This is a genomic window from Lactococcus petauri (assembly GCF_002154895.1).
Classification (GTDB): domain Bacteria; phylum Bacillota; class Bacilli; order Lactobacillales; family Streptococcaceae; genus Lactococcus; species Lactococcus petauri.
This window is the reverse complement of sequence record NZ_MUIZ01000002.1, coordinates 454406-469413: the sequence shown is the minus strand read 5'-3', so window position 1 is coordinate 469413 and position 15008 is coordinate 454406. Positions and strand designations below refer to the sequence as shown.

Annotated in this window: 17 protein-coding genes; 15 read left to right on the top strand and 2 right to left on the bottom strand. The window is 38.3% G+C overall.

All coding sequences use genetic code 11. The features are described 5' to 3' along the window. Positions 1-81 precede the first annotated feature (81 nt). From BZZ03_RS04935 to BZZ03_RS04895, 9 genes are all read left to right on the top strand, one after another. On the top strand, positions 82-774 hold the full coding sequence (locus BZZ03_RS04935) for a YjjG family noncanonical pyrimidine nucleotidase (RefSeq protein ID WP_019293382.1): 693 nt from the start codon (positions 82-84) through the stop codon (positions 772-774). Between the two features lie 103 nt (positions 775-877). Next, entirely contained in the window at positions 878-2110 is a 1233-nt protein-coding gene (gene purD, locus BZZ03_RS04930) for a phosphoribosylamine--glycine ligase (RefSeq protein ID WP_086582672.1), read from the top strand. Between the two features lie 2 nt (positions 2111-2112). Beyond that, positions 2113-2598: a 5-(carboxyamino)imidazole ribonucleotide mutase gene (gene purE / locus BZZ03_RS04925; RefSeq protein WP_061412990.1), complete on the top strand. Its 486-nt coding sequence runs from the start codon at positions 2113-2115 to the stop codon at positions 2596-2598. A 122-nt stretch (positions 2599-2720) separates the two neighbouring features. Further along, complete coding sequence (gene purK / locus BZZ03_RS04920) at positions 2721-3839, top strand: 5-(carboxyamino)imidazole ribonucleotide synthase (protein ID WP_086582671.1); 1119 nt, start codon at positions 2721-2723, stop codon at positions 3837-3839. Between the two features lie 21 nt (positions 3840-3860). Continuing rightward, on the top strand, positions 3861-4664 hold the full coding sequence (locus tag BZZ03_RS04915; protein ID WP_086582670.1) for a glycoside hydrolase family 125 protein: 804 nt from the start codon (positions 3861-3863) through the stop codon (positions 4662-4664). 117 nt (positions 4665-4781) lie between these two features. Then, the gene (locus BZZ03_RS04910; RefSeq protein ID WP_416171632.1) at positions 4782-5927 is read left to right on the top strand and encodes a VOC family protein; all 1146 of its coding nucleotides are present in this window, start codon (positions 4782-4784) and stop codon (positions 5925-5927) included. Next, on the top strand, positions 5914-6507 hold the full coding sequence (locus tag BZZ03_RS04905; protein WP_061412995.1) for a flavin reductase family protein: 594 nt from the start codon (positions 5914-5916) through the stop codon (positions 6505-6507). Before BZZ03_RS04910 ends, BZZ03_RS04905 begins: the two co-directional genes overlap by 14 nt. 133 nt (positions 6508-6640) lie before the next feature. Beyond that, positions 6641-7066, top strand: a complete 426-nt coding sequence (locus tag BZZ03_RS04900) for a universal stress protein (protein WP_014024946.1) — start codon at positions 6641-6643, stop codon at positions 7064-7066. Between the two features lie 134 nt (positions 7067-7200). Beyond that, positions 7201-7551 (top strand): YxeA family protein, encoded by a 351-nt coding sequence (locus tag BZZ03_RS04895; protein WP_019292345.1) that lies wholly within the window; start codon positions 7201-7203, stop codon positions 7549-7551. 214 nt (positions 7552-7765) lie between these two features. Here the strand turns inward: BZZ03_RS04895 and guaA are convergent, their stop codons facing one another. Together guaA and coaA are read right to left on the bottom strand one after the other, a co-directional pair. Beyond that, the gene (gene guaA / locus BZZ03_RS04890; RefSeq protein ID WP_017370164.1) at positions 7766-9307 is read right to left on the bottom strand and encodes a glutamine-hydrolyzing GMP synthase; all 1542 of its coding nucleotides are present in this window, start codon (positions 9305-9307) and stop codon (positions 7766-7768) included. Between the two features lie 116 nt (positions 9308-9423). Continuing rightward, positions 9424-10344: a type I pantothenate kinase gene (coaA, locus tag BZZ03_RS04885; RefSeq protein ID WP_019292344.1), complete on the bottom strand. Its 921-nt coding sequence runs from the start codon at positions 10342-10344 to the stop codon at positions 9424-9426. A gap of 233 nt (positions 10345-10577) precedes the next feature. Here coaA and BZZ03_RS04880 point away from each other — a divergent pair, with 233 nt between their 5' ends. The 6 genes from BZZ03_RS04880 (at position 10578) to BZZ03_RS04855 (ending at position 15003) form a co-directional block, all read left to right on the top strand. After that, positions 10578-11183, top strand: a complete 606-nt coding sequence (locus BZZ03_RS04880; protein WP_086582668.1) for a class I SAM-dependent methyltransferase — start codon at positions 10578-10580, stop codon at positions 11181-11183. After that, positions 11180-12472 (top strand): pyrimidine-nucleoside phosphorylase, encoded by a 1293-nt coding sequence (locus BZZ03_RS04875; RefSeq protein WP_086582667.1) that lies wholly within the window; start codon positions 11180-11182, stop codon positions 12470-12472. The genes BZZ03_RS04880 and BZZ03_RS04875 overlap by 4 nt, the downstream gene beginning before the upstream one ends. Next, a complete protein-coding gene (locus tag BZZ03_RS04870; RefSeq protein ID WP_086582666.1) occupies positions 12472-12666 on the top strand; it encodes a hypothetical protein in 195 nt (64 codons plus the stop codon). Before BZZ03_RS04875 ends, BZZ03_RS04870 begins: the two co-directional genes overlap by 1 nt. A 71-nt stretch (positions 12667-12737) precedes the next feature. After that, complete coding sequence (deoC, locus tag BZZ03_RS04865; RefSeq protein ID WP_019293373.1) at positions 12738-13400, top strand: deoxyribose-phosphate aldolase; 663 nt, start codon at positions 12738-12740, stop codon at positions 13398-13400. Further along, positions 13387-13779 (top strand): cytidine deaminase, encoded by a 393-nt coding sequence (locus tag BZZ03_RS04860; protein WP_019293372.1) that lies wholly within the window; start codon positions 13387-13389, stop codon positions 13777-13779. The genes deoC and BZZ03_RS04860 overlap by 14 nt, the downstream gene beginning before the upstream one ends. 171 nt (positions 13780-13950) lie before the next feature. After that, on the top strand, positions 13951-15003 hold the full coding sequence (locus BZZ03_RS04855) for a BMP family lipoprotein (RefSeq protein WP_086582665.1): 1053 nt from the start codon (positions 13951-13953) through the stop codon (positions 15001-15003). Positions 15004-15008: the final 5 nt, after the last annotated feature.

The following is a 15008-nucleotide window of genomic DNA, read 5'->3' as shown; positions in this document are numbered from 1 at the left end:
GTTATAAAAGTCTCTTTTGTTGAAAAAATACGATGAAATCGTTAAACTAGAGCTATCATAAATTTTTAGAAAGAGATGAAAATGACTGTATTACTTTTTGACATAGACAACACACTTCTTGATTTTGATAAGGCAGAGTACATGGCTTTAGGCAAAATCTTTGAGCAATACCATATTGAAGATACAAAAGAAAACAGAGCCATCTACTCACGTGAAAATAAAGCGCTTTGGCGAAGTCATGAAGCAGGAGAAATCAGTCGTGAAGAGCTTCTTTCTACACGTTTTGCTAATGCTTTTAGAGCTTTGGGAGTTAAAGAAGCTTACGATGCTTCGGCTGTTGATGCAGCTTACCAACTTCACTTGGCTCAAGGTCATGAATTGATGGACCACGCTATGGAACTTTTGGATTGCCTGGCGCAAGAAGCAACAGAAATGTACATTGTTAGTAATGGTACATCAAAAGTTTCTCGTCCACGAATTTTAGAGTCTGGCATTGCCGGATATTTCAAAGAAATATTTATCAGTGAAGAAATTGGAAAACACAAGCCATCAAAAGAATTCTTTGATTATGTATTTGAACATATCGATCATGCTGCGGATAAAGATTTTGCGATTGTTGGTGATACCTTAGCTACAGATATCCTAGGCGGAAAAAATGCAGGTATTAAAACAATTTGGTATAATCCTAAACACTTAGAGGCGCAAAAAGATTTAACACCAGATTGTGTTATCGAAGATTTATTAGAAATACCTTCTCTACCTGTCCTTGCTTGATAATTCCGAACAATGGAATAAGAATATATTTAGAAAAGCCCCCTGGGGCTTTTTCTTTTTCTCTAAATATCTTAAGATAGAAGTGAGAAGAAAGTGAGGAAATATGAGGGTTTTAGTTGTTGGCTCAGGTGGGCGTGAACATGCACTTGCACGAAAATTTGCAAAAAGTGAAAAAGTAAAGAAAGTTTTTATTTGCCCAGGAAATGTGGGTATGGCGGAGGAAAAGCTGGAAAATGTAGCTATTTCCGAACTTGAAAATCATCTATTGGTAGACTTTGCGAAGAAGAAAAAAGTAGATTTGACTTTTGTTGGTCCAGAAACAGCATTGATGAACGGCATTGTGGATGCTTTCTTAGACGAAGGGTTGCTTATATTTGGACCAAGAGCTGAAGCTGCTCAAATCGAAGGCAGTAAAACTTTTGCTAAGTCAATAATGAAAAAATACGGCGTACCCACAGCAGACTACGAGAGTTTTACGGATCTCGGAAAGGCTCTAAATTACGTTGAGACAAAAGGTGCACCTATTGTTATCAAGGCAGATGGCTTAGCTGCAGGAAAAGGCGTCACAGTTGCCATGGATTTAGAAGCAGCAAAAGCTGCTTTAGAAGATATTTTCCAGACAAAAGCAGCAAAAGTTGTGGTAGAAGAATACCTTGATGGCGAAGAGTTTTCACTTTTTAGCTTAGTACATGATGGAAAGATATACCCGTTACCTATTGCGCAAGATCATAAACGTGCCTTTGATGGCGATCGAGGGCCAAATACAGGGGGGATGGGTGCTTATGCACCTGTACCTCATATTCCAGAAGCTGTAGTACAAGAAGCCATAGAAAAAATTGTTCAACCAACTGTGGCTGGGTTAGAGGCGGAGAATAAGCCTTTTACTGGTATTCTTTATGCCGGATTAATATTGACATCCGAAGGTGTCAAAACGATTGAATTTAATGCTCGCTTTGGTGACCCAGAAACGCAAGTGGTTCTAGAAACTATTACAAGTGATTTTTTTGAAAATATATTGGATATCTTACAAGGACGAGAGCCAAACTTGATCTGTAATACCGAAGAAGTTACCTTAGGAGTAGTTGTAGCAAATCAGGGCTATCCCGATGCTTCAGCAAAGAGTGTTGTTCTACCAGAGCTACAGGATTTGAACTGTTATTATGCTGGTGTTATAAGAAAAGATGGTCAGCTCCTTTCAAAAGGGGGACGCATATACATGGTTACCGAAACCGGCAAAGAGATAAAAAGTATTCAAAAATCACTTTACGAGAAATTAGATAAGTTAGACAATACAGGGATGTTTTATCGTAAAGACATTGGAAATAAAGGAGTATAAAAATGGCAGATGTTGCAGTAATTATGGGATCACTTTCAGATTGGGAGACAATGAAACAAGCGACTCATATTTTGGAGGAGTTCGGTATCGATTTTGACAAAAAGGTCGTCTCCGCTCACCGGACACCAGAAATTATGATGAATTTTGCGAAAAATGCGGAGCAACAAGGCTATAAGCTCATAATTGCTGGCGCAGGAGGTGCGGCACATTTACCTGGAATGGTTGCTGCAATGACACTTCTTCCTGTTATTGGTGTGCCTATTCAGTCACGTGCCTTATCTGGCTTAGATAGCCTTTACTCCATCGTCCAGATGCCAGGTGGAGTTCCTGTTGCTAGTATGGCTATAGGCACTTCAGGAGCCAAAAATGCAGCTCTCTATGCTATTCAGATTTTGGCACTTGCTGATAAAAGCTTAGTAGAAAAATTGAAAAAATATAGAAAAGAAGCAGCCGATATATCAGTCTCTTCAACTAAAGAATTGTTGTAAACTTTTAATTTAAAAACGAGCGTAATATTTGTAAAAATATTTTGATTTTAGTAAACAAAAATCCGGATAATATGCGGATTTATTTTTAAACTATCCGAAAAGAATAGGGAGAACAAAGAAAAATGGCCTATAATAAGAATATGCAACATAAGAAAAAAACAATTGGAATTATTGGTGGTGGGCAGTTGGGCCAAATGATGGCTATTTCTGCACAATATATGGGCCATAAAGTGATTACACTCGATCCAAATCCGAACTGTTCCGCAGCAAAGTGTTCGGATGAGTTGATTATTGCGGAATATGATGATGTTGATGCGCTTCTTAAGCTAGCTTATGCTTGTGATCTGATAACCTATGAGTTTGAAAATGTATCGGCTAGCGCTTTACATCAGCTTGATGCCTGTGTCGCTATTCCGCAAGGCATTCGATTATTAGAAATCACGCAAAATCGTCGGTTAGAAAAAGAGTTTTTAGAACAATGTGGCGTGAAAATAGCCCCGTGGAAACTCGTAGAAAATGCTCAAGATCTTCCAGAGCAAGTAACAAAAAAACAAGTATTAAAAACAACAATGGGCGGCTATGATGGACACGGTCAAGTTGTTTTGAAATCTGATGAGGATTTGAAAGAGGCCATGAAGTTAGCAGAGAGTGCAGAATGTGTACTGGAGGAATTTGTTGATTTTGATTGTGAGATTTCTTTAATTATTAGTGGGAATGGTAAGGATTTTGTGACCTTCCCCCTTTGTCAAAATGAACATATTAATAATATTCTACACCGTACCATTGCTCCTGCTCCCGTACCTCTTGAGGTCAGCGAAAAGGCTAAAGGTTTAGCGCTGGCGATAGCTAAAGAGCTCCAGCTTTCAGGGACACTTTGTGTAGAAATGTTTCTGACAGCAGCGGGCGAGATTTATGTAAATGAACTTGCCCCACGTCCCCATAACTCGGGACACTATACAATAGAGGCTTGTGATTTTTCACAATTTGACTTACATATCAAGGGAATTCTCGGCGAGGAATTGCCGCAACCTCGCCTATTGAAAAAAGCCATTATGCTCAATATTCTGGGACAAGATGTTCTCCAAATGGAGCAATTGGCTCATAAAAGGCCTGAATGGCATATCCATGATTATGGAAAGTTGGAAGCGAAGGACGATAGAAAAATGGGGCATGTGACGATACTGACAGATGATTTTACAGAAAGTCTGAAAGAAATATCCCGTTTAAAAATATGGGAATGATTTACAGGAAGGAAGAAGAGGATGCACACAATCAGGCTGTCGATGGAAAGTCGAAAAACAATTTTTCGAATCGAAACGCTGAGTGAAGAAATAAATCCTGAATGGACACTTATTTTTCGCAGGATATTCAAAGATAGACTGGTAAGTTACTTAGAAGAGCAAGAGAAAACGAAGCTTGGTCTCTTGTTTCAAGGAGAGACAACTTTCTGGCTACAACATTCCGCTATGCAGGCAACTTTATTTGTACCGCTGGCTTCACATGATGAAAAAATTAGGGATATCATCGTCCACTTATTAAAGCTACATTTTGAGTTTATCAATGCAAATTATTCTTCTTTAAAAACAAAGTGCAATTCTTTAAGTTGCTCGGAACTTTATCAGTTAGCGTATACATTACAGATGGCTTATATCTTTTATTTACGGACAGAGGAAATTTGTCAGTTTAGTCTGCTCTTCACTTCAGCTGCAGCACGAGTTTTAAACGTTTGGGAACAAGGGATAATACGTTCAAACTTAAATGGAGTGATGGGAAAGGATCTATGTATCGAGGCAGCCAGTCACTTAGAAGAAATCTTTAGCAATGTTACGCGACACACTGACTTAAGAAACCAGGCCTCTAGGGTTGTTACTCTTTTAGAAAAAACGAAAAGTATCCCTATATCTGAAGACCAGGAGCTTTTTCAAAAAGGAATCGATACAATATCTTCTTATAAAAAAGCAGAAGTACTCAACGAGCTTCTTAAAAAGATAAAGCAAGAACAAGTGGCAGGAAGCTTAACAGAACTGTACTTTTGCCAGCTCCTCTTAAATTATTTTAAAATATAGAAAATGTGTCTCTGAAGAGAGGCATTTTTTTAATGCAAGTTGTTTGAAAATTATGTAAGACATGATATAATGAAAATAAGATTTACAGTTGTAAACAATCGTTCAAGGAAAATAATTATGACAAAACTAAATTCGGAATTTGCACTGGGGGGGATACACCATGTTACAGCGATTACTTCAAGTGCCCAAAAAACCTATGATTTTTTTACAAATATTTTAGGACTGCGACTGGCAAAATTTACCGTTAATCAGGATGACTACGACACCTATCACCTTTATTTTACGGATGAAGAGGGAAATCCTGGAACGGATATGACATTTTTTGATTTCCCTGGAATAGGTGCCGGTAGCCACGGTATCAATAGCATTGACCGTATTTCTTTTCGTGTTGCTCAAGATATATCTTTGGAATACTGGCATCAAAGATTTAAAGCGGCAGCTGTGCCACATGGTTTGGTGGCAGAACGCTTTGGTAAAAAATATCTTGAGTTTGAGGATTTTGATGGTCAGCGGTACCAATTGATTTCCGACGAAAAAAATCAAGGTGTCCTTGCTCCAGGTAAACCTTGGCAACTTTCAAATGTAGAAGTTGGGCATGCTATTGTAGGCTTAGGACCTGTTTTCATTAAGCTCGCAGAAGTAAATATTATTCATCAATTGCTCGCAGAAGTTTTTGGATTTCGCAAGAGTGCTACTGAAAATAATTTCACTCTTTTTGAGGTAGCGAAGGGGGGCAATGGTGCTTCTATTATCATTGATCAGGATAAAGAAGCACAGAGAGCATATCAAGGCTATGGCACGGTTCATCATGTCGCTTTTCGTACAGCTAATCCTGATACCCTTAGATATTGGATTGAGCGTGTCAAATCTTATATGATGCCTCACTCGGGATTAGTAGAACGTTTTTATTTTTCCAGTGAATATGTAAATGTTGCACCCGGTGTGCTTTTCGAAATCGCTACAGATACTCCGGGTATTGCTGCCTTAGATATGGTACGATCCGGGCAAGCCAAGGTTGGTAGTTACGAAGAAGCGCTCGTAACCTCAGGCTTTTGGATAGATGAGACTTCAGACGAGGCAGGTCTCTCACTAAGTTTGCCTCCGCATCTCTTTCCAGGAGCAGAAGCGGAAAAGGCACGAACTGCAGCTGCTTTACGACGTTTGGATACGTCAGATGCATTTCGAGATAGAAAATTAGAACCACTGTGGACCATGGAAAAAATTAAAGAACGTCGTATAGGGAGAAAGAATGAAAGTATTTAAACCAGAAGATATGAGCAGTACTGATGCTTACAAATTAATTTCAGGACTCGTTATTCCAAGACCGATTGCATGGTTGACAACCCAAAATTCTACAGGGCTTGTCAACGCAGCGCCCTTTAGCTTTTTTAACGTCGTATCAAAAGATCCAGTCATTGTATCCATTGCTATGACAGAGATGAAAGATTCTGTTAGAAATCTTTTGGAAACAAAGGAAGGTGTCATCCATCTGGTTAATATGGATAATGTTGAAGCTATGAATCAAACATCAGCACCTCTCACTGCTACAGAAAGTGAAATTGAAAAATTCGACATTAAAATTACAGCATCAGAAGAAGTAAAAGTACCTGCTATAGAAAATGCTAAAGCCCGTTTAGAGGTTGTGCTCCATCAGCATATTCCAGTAGGAAAAACAAGCCAATTAATGCTCTTAGAAGTAAAAAATATTCTTATGGATGATTCTGTCATTGATGAGGAAAGACTCTATATTAAAGCGAAAGAACTTGATCCCGTTGCGCGCTTGTCAGGGAGAGCCTATACAAGCTTAGGTCATACATTTGAAATTACACGACCAACAAAGTAAGTGCTTCTAATTAAAGTAGAAACTAAATTTTTCTTTAATTTTCCAACCATATTATTATCTTTTTCTCTCTTTTTAATTTAAAATATAATTATAGAGGAATTAAATTGATAATTTTAGAAAAGGGAGGCTTTTTATGAGAGAAAAATACAAAAACATTTTGGTAGCTGTTGATGGTTCAGAACAATCTGACAAAGCAGTACGTGAAGCTGTAAAAATTGCAGCACGTAATGAAACATCGCTATTTGTTTTGAATGTCAAAGACGATGTGCGACTTTATGGTTCAGCTTATGGTGTACCACTTATCCTGGAAAATTTAGAAGAGCAATCACGGGCAATCATTGAAAGAGCTTCTGAAATTATCAAGAAACAGGTAGAGTTTAAGGCATATCGAGTGGAAGGTTCCCCCAAAAAAGAAATCGTAGATTTTGCTCAAGCAAATGATATTGATTTGATCGTTATTGGTGTTACTGGTAAAGGCGCCTTTGACCGTTTATTAGTTGGTTCTACAACAGCATATGTTATTGATCATGCGCGTTGTAACGTTATGGTTGTCAAATAAGCAAAAAAGCTTTCCTCGGGAGAGCTTTTTTGCTTATAAAATTTTTTTCTGAATTCTGAGTCGTTTTCCTTAAAAAAAAGGGCGAAGCATTATATAATAGTTTTTACAGGAAAAATAAGTAAAAGGATTTTATAATGAAAAGAGTTGTATTTGGCCTGGTTGCAATTATAGTTTTAATAGTTGGAAATTCTGTATGGCACAATTCAGAGCATGGTGGCAAGAATTTATTCGTGAAAATTCAAGAAGATGAAAAAATTGAAATGAAAAAATCGGATAATGGTCATGTTACAAAATATAAATATTCCGTCATTGGATTTGATGAAAAAGGAAAATCGCAAGAAATAAAGCTTACGGCACAATATAGTTTAAAACATTATGACTATTTGAAAGTCGTAACCAATAAGAAAAAAGGCGTTTTGAGTTGGAAAGAAGTTAAAAAGCAAGAAATTCCTAAAAACCCCCTGTTCGAACTTGAAAAAGCTTAAGTTAACTTGCATTAATTCTTTGATAAAATAAAATTATTTAACACTTGCGATAACGCTTTCTTGATGTTATAATAGCAGTGTAAAAAATAATAAACTCTATCCCTCAGCAATAAGGTTGGGGGATTATTTTGTGCCAAATTTAACGATTCAGACAAAAGAAAAACCGCTCTGTTGAGCGATTTTTTATTTCTATTTTATTTGTTTTAGCTTGGAATTATTCCCACTCAACAGTTGCAGGTGGTTTAGAGGTAATATCGTAGACGACGCGGTTGATATGATCCACTTCATTAACGATACGTACTGAAATCTTTTGTAAAACATCCCATGGAAGTTTGGCAAACTCAGCTGTCATACCATCGATAGAAGTGATGGCACGGATAGCGAGTGTATAGTCATAAGTACGAATATCACCCATTACACCGACTGAACGAACGCCAGTATTAACAGTGAAATATTGCCATACATCACGGTCTAATCCAGCAGCAGCGATTTCTTCACGAAGAATAGCATCTGAATCACGGACGACCGCAATTTTCTCAGGTGTCAAGTCACCCATAACACGAATGGCAAGACCAGGTCCTGGGAATGGTTGACGCCATACAATCTCATCAGGCATACCAAGTTCTGTACCAAGGGCACGAACTTCGTCTTTGAAGAGAGTATTTAAAGGTTCAATCAATTCGAACTGCATATCTTCTGGCAAGCCACCAACATTGTGATGTGATTTGATTGTTTGAGCAGTATCTGTTCCTGACTCAATGACATCTGTATAAAGTGTACCTTGAGCGAGGAATTTAACATCTTTAAGTTTAGAAGCTTCATCATCAAAGACGTAAACAAATTCGTTACCGATGATTTTACGTTTTTTCTCTGGATCAGACACACCAGCTAACTTATTCATGAAACGTTCTTCAGCATTAACACGGATAATATTTAAGCCGAATTTGTCTCCCAACATGTTCATCACTTGATCACCCTCGCCTTTACGAAGGAAACCATGGTCCACAAAGATTGAAGTCAATTGGTCACCGATAGCACGCTGTAAGAGCACACCAACTACAGATGAGTCTACACCACCAGAGAGACCAAGCAAGACTTTTTTGTCTCCCACTTGTTCGCGGATTTTTTCAATTTGCATGTCAATGAAGCTCTCCATTGACCAATCACCCTTAGCGCCACAAATATTTAAAGCAAAGTTGCGAAGCATATCTGTTCCGTATACAGAGTGACGTACTTCAGGGTGGAATTGAATACCGTAAATGTTACGTTCTGTGTTTTCAACCGCTGCAAATGGGCTGTTTGGAGAAGTAGCAACCACATGGAAGCCTTCAGGGATTTCAACAACACGGTCACCGTGGCTCATGAGAACATCTTGTGTTTCAGGAGTATGAGCGAAAAGTTCAGATTTTGCTTTAAGTTCGATAGGTGCAACACCATATTCGCTTTCAGAAGCACTCTCAACTTTACCACCTAATTTGTGACTAATCAGTTGCATACCATAGCAGATACCTAAAATAGGTAATCCAAGTTCGAAAATTTCAGGATCAATATCAAATGAACCCTCGTCGTAAACAGAGTTAGGACCCCCAGAAAGTACAATCCCCAAAGGGTTTATTTCACGGATTTCTTGAGCTGTGACTTTGTGACTCATCAGCTCTGAGAAAACACCAATTTCACGAATGCGACGTGCAATCAATTGATTATATTGACTACCATAGTCAAGAACGATAATTTTTTCAAGTTGTTTATCAGACAAGTGGGCCTCCTAAAAATTAATATTAAAATATTTTATCATAAAAGAACAGATTATAAAAACGTTTGATACAAAAATACAGCATTTTTAATTAAAGAGTAAATTAATGTTATGCTTTTTCAAAACTTTTTCAAATAAATTTTATCAATGTAATGATTCTCTGTTTTATGTAAGATGACTTCCGCACGATTGCGAGTGGGCTCAATGTAGTCACGCAAATTAGGCAAATTTGTATTGGCCCAAGTCTGACGCGCTAGCTGCATCACTTCATCGTAAGGCATTTTTGTAAATTGGTGATAATAATTATTTGGATCATTTTCGGCAAGTTTGAGTAGACTGTCAAAACGCTCCAAATACCATCTTTCAATCACAGCTTCATCCGCATCGACATAAATAGAAAAATCATAAAAATCACTAACATACAGATGCTCGCTCTGTGGATTTTGGAGAACATTTATCCCTTCGACAATTAAGATATCAGGTTGATCAATTGTTTGAGTTTGATCTTTGAGTATATCGTAATTTTCGTGCGAATAAATCGGAATCTCACACGTTTCGCCGTTTTTTACGCGGTAAAGAAAGTTTAAGAGGTGCTCCATGTCATAACTTTCAGGGAATCCTTTACGGTCTAACATGTTTCGCTCTTCTAAAACGGCTGTAGGATAAAGAAAGCCATCGGTTGTCACAAGCTCTACGCTTAATTTTTTAAATTCACGGGACAAAAGAAGTTGAACAAGGCGTGCTGCAGTCGATTTTCCAACTGCAACAGAACCGGAGATTCCGATAATTAATGGCGGCGTTTTAACAATTTTTTGTAAAAATAAGCCTTTTGAAAAGCTTAAATCTTCAATATTTTTCTTATAGAGGCGGACCAGATAAATTAAAGGCAAGTATACATCGATAACGTCTTGGAGTGAAATTTCATCATTGAGTGAACGAATGGCATCGAGCTCCTTATTTGTCAAAGGCACGATTGAAGAAAGGTAGAGATTTTGCCACGTTTCTCGCGAAATTTCATCATAATTGATGAATTTATTCATAAGGATATTTTAGCATATTTTGCTTGTCGGCTGTGTTTAGAGACTTGTTTTAACAGCAAGATTAACTTTATAAAATTATCAAGAAAGCCCTAAACCTAAGCAGTATCCAAGCTAGGAAGCTCCGACTTGCTTGAAAAAACAAGATTAGAATGTAAGGGTTTTCTAATCCTTCCTCTCTATCTGTAAAGGTTTTCCCAGAAAAAATGAAATATTTTGTGATAAAATAAACTGTAATGGTAAAAACAAATATGTATTATGAAGACAATCGAGATTTAGCACATGACGTGCAGGAACTATCGGTTGAACTTTTAGGGCTTCCCCTCCACTTTCTGACAGATGCAGGTGTATTTTCTAAAAACGCTATTGATTACGGTTCACGTGTTTTACTGGATAATTTTCAACCAGAAGGAGCGAAGACTTTGCTCGATGTCGGTTGTGGTTATGGTACCCTAGCTTTAACTTTAGCAAAAAAATATGGCTTGAAAGCCACACTTGTAGATGTAAATAGCCGCGCCCTTGATTTAGCTAAGAAAAATGCTGATAAAAATAATATAGAAGTTAATGATATTTTTTTATCAAACATATATGATCAGGTTGAAGGAAAGTTTGATGCTATTATTTCTAATCCCCCGATTCGTGCGGGGAAAGAAGTGGTACACACTATTTTATCCGACGCCTATGAGTATTTAAATGACGGTGGGCACTTAACGATCGTTATTCAAAAAAAACAGGGAGCGCCCAGTGCGCAAAAGAAAATGAAGGATGTCTTTGACAATTGTGAGATTGTCGCCAAAGATAAAGGATATTACATTTTAAGAAGTTATAAGGAGAAACTATGACCTACAGAATGGTAGACCTGATTCAAAAAAAACGTGATGGCGGCCACTTTGAGAAAGCAGAAATCGATTGGCTTATCTCTGGTTATGCAACGGGTGAGGTTCCAGATTACCAAATGGCAGCACTTGCTATGGCGCTTTATTTTAAAGGCATGACGACAGAAGAAACAGCCAACTTAACCATGGCCATGGTTGCTTCAGGTAAAGAATTTGATTTATCGGCTATTCCTGGTGTGAAGGTAGACAAACACTCTACTGGCGGTGTAGGTGATAAAGTAACGATTATTTTAGCGCCTTTAGTGGCGAGTTTTGATGTCCCTGTCGCTAAGATGTCCGGCCGTGGTTTAGGACATACTGGTGGAACACTAGATAAGTTAGAATCCATTCCCGGATTTGAAATTGAAAAAACAGAAGAAGACTTTATCACCCAAGTGAAGAATTCCGGAATTGCGGTGATTGGTCAGTCTGATGAGTTGGTTAAAGCAGACAAGCTTCTCTATGCCCTTCGGGATGTGACAGCCACAGTCGATATTATTCCATTGATTGCAAGCTCGATCATGTCTAAGAAAATTGCTTCGGGGTCAAATGCCATTTTGCTTGATGTGACTGTCGGCGATGGTGCTTTCATGAAGAATATTGAAGATGCGCGTCTCTTGGCTCGCACGATGGTAGACTTAGGGAAAGCTGTTGGCCGTGAAACGGTAGCAGTTTTGACCAATATGAACCAGCCTTTAGGCCATGCTATTGGTAATCGTAATGAAATTACGGAAGCCGTAAATACGCTAAATGGCAAAGGTACACCAGAATTCCGTCACTTTATTGCGGAACTGGCTCAAATTATGCTTGCATTAGCAGGTGTAGAAAAAACCATTCCAGAAATCATCGAAAATCTTGATAATGGTAAAGCTTATGGTAAATTCCTTGCTATGTGTGAAGCGCAACACGGAGATGCAACAGCATTTAACCATCTGACTGCAGAGTTAAATGTGGCACATACTGTTGAAATCTATGCTGAGCGTGATGGTTTTATCTCACAAGAAAAAGCAATGGGAGTCGGCATTGTTGCGATGAAGCTAGGCGCTGGAAGAGCAACCAAGACAGATACAATCGATTTTGAAGCAGGTATTAATCTTGCGAAAAAAGTAGGCGATTCAGTCCAAAAAGGCGATCTTATTGCTACACTTTATAGCAATCGTGCAATTTCTTCCGATTTGATTGCGGAGTTTAAAGACAATATCGAAATTTCTGACCAACAAATCCATGCACCTGAAATTTTGGAAGTTATTCGCTGATGAAAAATGAACTTCCCCCTATTCCTAACGGAATAAAAGCTCTCCAAAGTGTAACAGCTGCTGTACTTGGCGCAATTGGAATGAATCTTTGGGCACAGAATACACTGCTTAAAGTTACACTTTTTATCCTTATCTTTATCTCGGTTTATACGATTATTGGTATGCTTTACCTTAAAAATCGCAAGCCCAAATAAATTTTAATGTTCACAACTAAAGCGTACTTGAAAGTCCGCATAATAAATAATAACTAGGAGAAGACCTAAAAATGAAAATCAATCAATACATTGACCACACAATCCTCAAAGCAGATGCAACACAAGAAAAAGTCCAAGCTATCATTGATGAAGCAAAAAAATACGAGTTTGCAAGTGTTTGTATCAATCCAACATGGGTAGCATTTGCTGCTGAACAACTTAAAGATGAAGTTTCAAAAGTATGTACAGTTATCGGTTTCCCTCTCGGGGCAAACACTTCAGAAGTCAAAGCCTTTGAAGCTGTAGATGCAATCAAAAAAGGTGCAGACGAAGTGGACATGGTGATTAATATTGGTGCAGCTAAAGACGGTAAATGGGACTTAGTGGAAAGTGATATTGCAGCAGTTAACGCTGTTAAAGATGGCCGTATCCTTAAAGTTATTATCGAAACAAGCCTTTTGACAGATGAAGAAAAAGTCAAAGCTTGTCAAGCAGCACAACGTGCAGGCGCAGATTTTGTTAAAACATCAACAGGATTTTCAACAGCTGGTGCCAAAGTTGAAGATGTAAAATTGATGCGTGAAACGGTCGGACCTGATATGGGTGTCAAAGCTTCAGGTGGTATCCGCAATCTTGAGGATGCCAAAGCCATGATCGCAGCTGGTGCAAACCGCTTGGGCTGTTCTTCAGGTGTCGCAATCATGGAAGGTGAAACAGCCAATGCCAGCTACTAAAGAACTTATTGAAGCAGCACGTGAAGCGAGCAGTCATGCTTATGTCCCTTATTCCAACTTTCCTGTAGGTGCAGCGCTTGTAACTACCGATGGTAAAGTATACCAAGGGTGTAATATTGAGAATGCGAGCTTTGGCTTGAGCAATTGCGCGGAGAGAACAGCTATTTTTAAGGCTGTATCCGAAGATCATTTGGAATTTTCAAGTCTGTATATTTATGGAGAAACTGCCGCTCCAATCAGTCCTTGTGGTGCATGTCGTCAAGTTGTTTCTGAATTTTGTGAAGCTGATATGCCAGTGTATCTTCTCTCAAAAACGGGAGAAGTCAAAGAGACATCAGTGGGTCAATTGTTGCCTTATTCCTTTAAAGAATTGGAATAAAATTCTAAAATTGACAGAAAAAAAGCTATTTCCGAACAAAGATGTGGATAAATCCCACATTTTTCTTTTTGGCTTGAATTAATATACAAAATATCTTAAAATAAACTTATACATAAAAACTCTTACTTGCGAGAGTTTTAAAAATTTTTAAATTTGGAGGAAAACGTTTCCATGAAAAAACGTATTTTCGCAGTTGGTGCTCTTGCACTTGCATCAGTAGCAGTTCTGGCAGGTTGCCGTGGACGTGACGCAGCTTCAGGTGGTGAAGCCAAAACAGATCTCAATGTAGCGATGATTACCGATACTGGTGGTGTTGATGACCGTTCATTCAACCAATCAGCTTGGGAAGGTTTGCAAGCATGGGGTAAAGAGAACAACCTTTCAAGAGGTAAAGGTATCAACTATTTCCAATCTAACTCAGCTTCTGACTACACAGCTAACTTCAACTCAGCTGTATCTGGTGGATATGACTTAGTTTTTGGTATTGGATTCGGCCTCCAAGAAGCAACTTCACAAGCTGCTAAAAACAATCCAGATACTAAATTTGCAATTATTGACTCTGTGATTGAAAATCAAGAAAACGTTGTTTCAGCAACATTTGCTGACCAAGAATCAGCTTATCTTGCCGGTGTTGCAGCAGCAAAAACAACCAAAACTGACCATGTTGGCTTCATCGGAGGGATTGCGTCAGATATCATCACAGCCTTCCAAGTTGGTTTCCAAGAAGGTGTTAAATCTGTCAATCCAAACATCAAAGTAGATGTTCAATATGCAGGTTCATTTAGCGATGCAGGTAAAGGTAAAACTATCGCTTCAGCAATGTACTCTGGTGGCGCAGATATTATCTATCAAGCAGCCGGTGGTGTAGGTACAGGTGTATTTACAGAAGCACGTGTTCTTAACGAAACAAAGAACGAAGCAGATAAAGTTTGGGTTATCGGTGTTGACCGTGACCAAGAAGACGAAGGTAAATTTAAATCTAAAGATGGTAAAGAATCTAACTTCGTATTAGCTTCTACACTTAAAGAAGTAGGTAATGTTGTCAAAGACGTTTCAAACAAAACTAAAGACGACAAATTCCCTGGTGGTGAAATTCTTAAGTACGATTTGAAAAACTCAGGTGTAGCTCTCGCTCGTAACAATACTTCAGATGAAGCATGGAAAGCTGTTGAAACTGCTAAAGAAAAAATCATCAATGGTGAAATCACAGTCCCTGCAAAATAATTATA

Coding starts and splice junctions, on each gene's coding strand:
- purK (WP_086582671.1), top strand. CDS start 2,721: ATGGCCTATAATAAGAATATGCAACATAAGAAAAAAACAATTGGAATT.
- BZZ03_RS04875 (WP_086582667.1), top strand. CDS start 11,180: ATGACCTACAGAATGGTAGACCTGATTCAAAAAAAACGTGATGGCGGC.
- BZZ03_RS04860 (WP_019293372.1), top strand. CDS start 13,387: ATGCCAGCTACTAAAGAACTTATTGAAGCAGCACGTGAAGCGAGCAGT.
- BZZ03_RS04880 (WP_086582668.1), top strand. CDS start 10,578: ATGGTAAAAACAAATATGTATTATGAAGACAATCGAGATTTAGCACAT.
- coaA (WP_019292344.1), bottom strand. CDS start 10,344: ATGAATAAATTCATCAATTATGATGAAATTTCGCGAGAAACGTGGCAA.
- BZZ03_RS04905 (WP_061412995.1), top strand. CDS start 5,914: ATGAAAGTATTTAAACCAGAAGATATGAGCAGTACTGATGCTTACAAA.
- BZZ03_RS04895 (WP_019292345.1), top strand. CDS start 7,201: ATGAAAAGAGTTGTATTTGGCCTGGTTGCAATTATAGTTTTAATAGTT.
- BZZ03_RS04870 (WP_086582666.1), top strand. CDS start 12,472: ATGAAAAATGAACTTCCCCCTATTCCTAACGGAATAAAAGCTCTCCAA.
- BZZ03_RS04935 (WP_019293382.1), top strand. CDS start 82: ATGACTGTATTACTTTTTGACATAGACAACACACTTCTTGATTTTGAT.
- deoC (WP_019293373.1), top strand. CDS start 12,738: ATGAAAATCAATCAATACATTGACCACACAATCCTCAAAGCAGATGCA.
- BZZ03_RS04900 (WP_014024946.1), top strand. CDS start 6,641: ATGAGAGAAAAATACAAAAACATTTTGGTAGCTGTTGATGGTTCAGAA.
- BZZ03_RS04855 (WP_086582665.1), top strand. CDS start 13,951: ATGAAAAAACGTATTTTCGCAGTTGGTGCTCTTGCACTTGCATCAGTA.
- BZZ03_RS04910 (WP_416171632.1), top strand. CDS start 4,782: ATGACAAAACTAAATTCGGAATTTGCACTGGGGGGGATACACCATGTT.
- BZZ03_RS04915 (WP_086582670.1), top strand. CDS start 3,861: ATGCACACAATCAGGCTGTCGATGGAAAGTCGAAAAACAATTTTTCGA.
- purD (WP_086582672.1), top strand. CDS start 878: ATGAGGGTTTTAGTTGTTGGCTCAGGTGGGCGTGAACATGCACTTGCA.
- purE (WP_061412990.1), top strand. CDS start 2,113: ATGGCAGATGTTGCAGTAATTATGGGATCACTTTCAGATTGGGAGACA.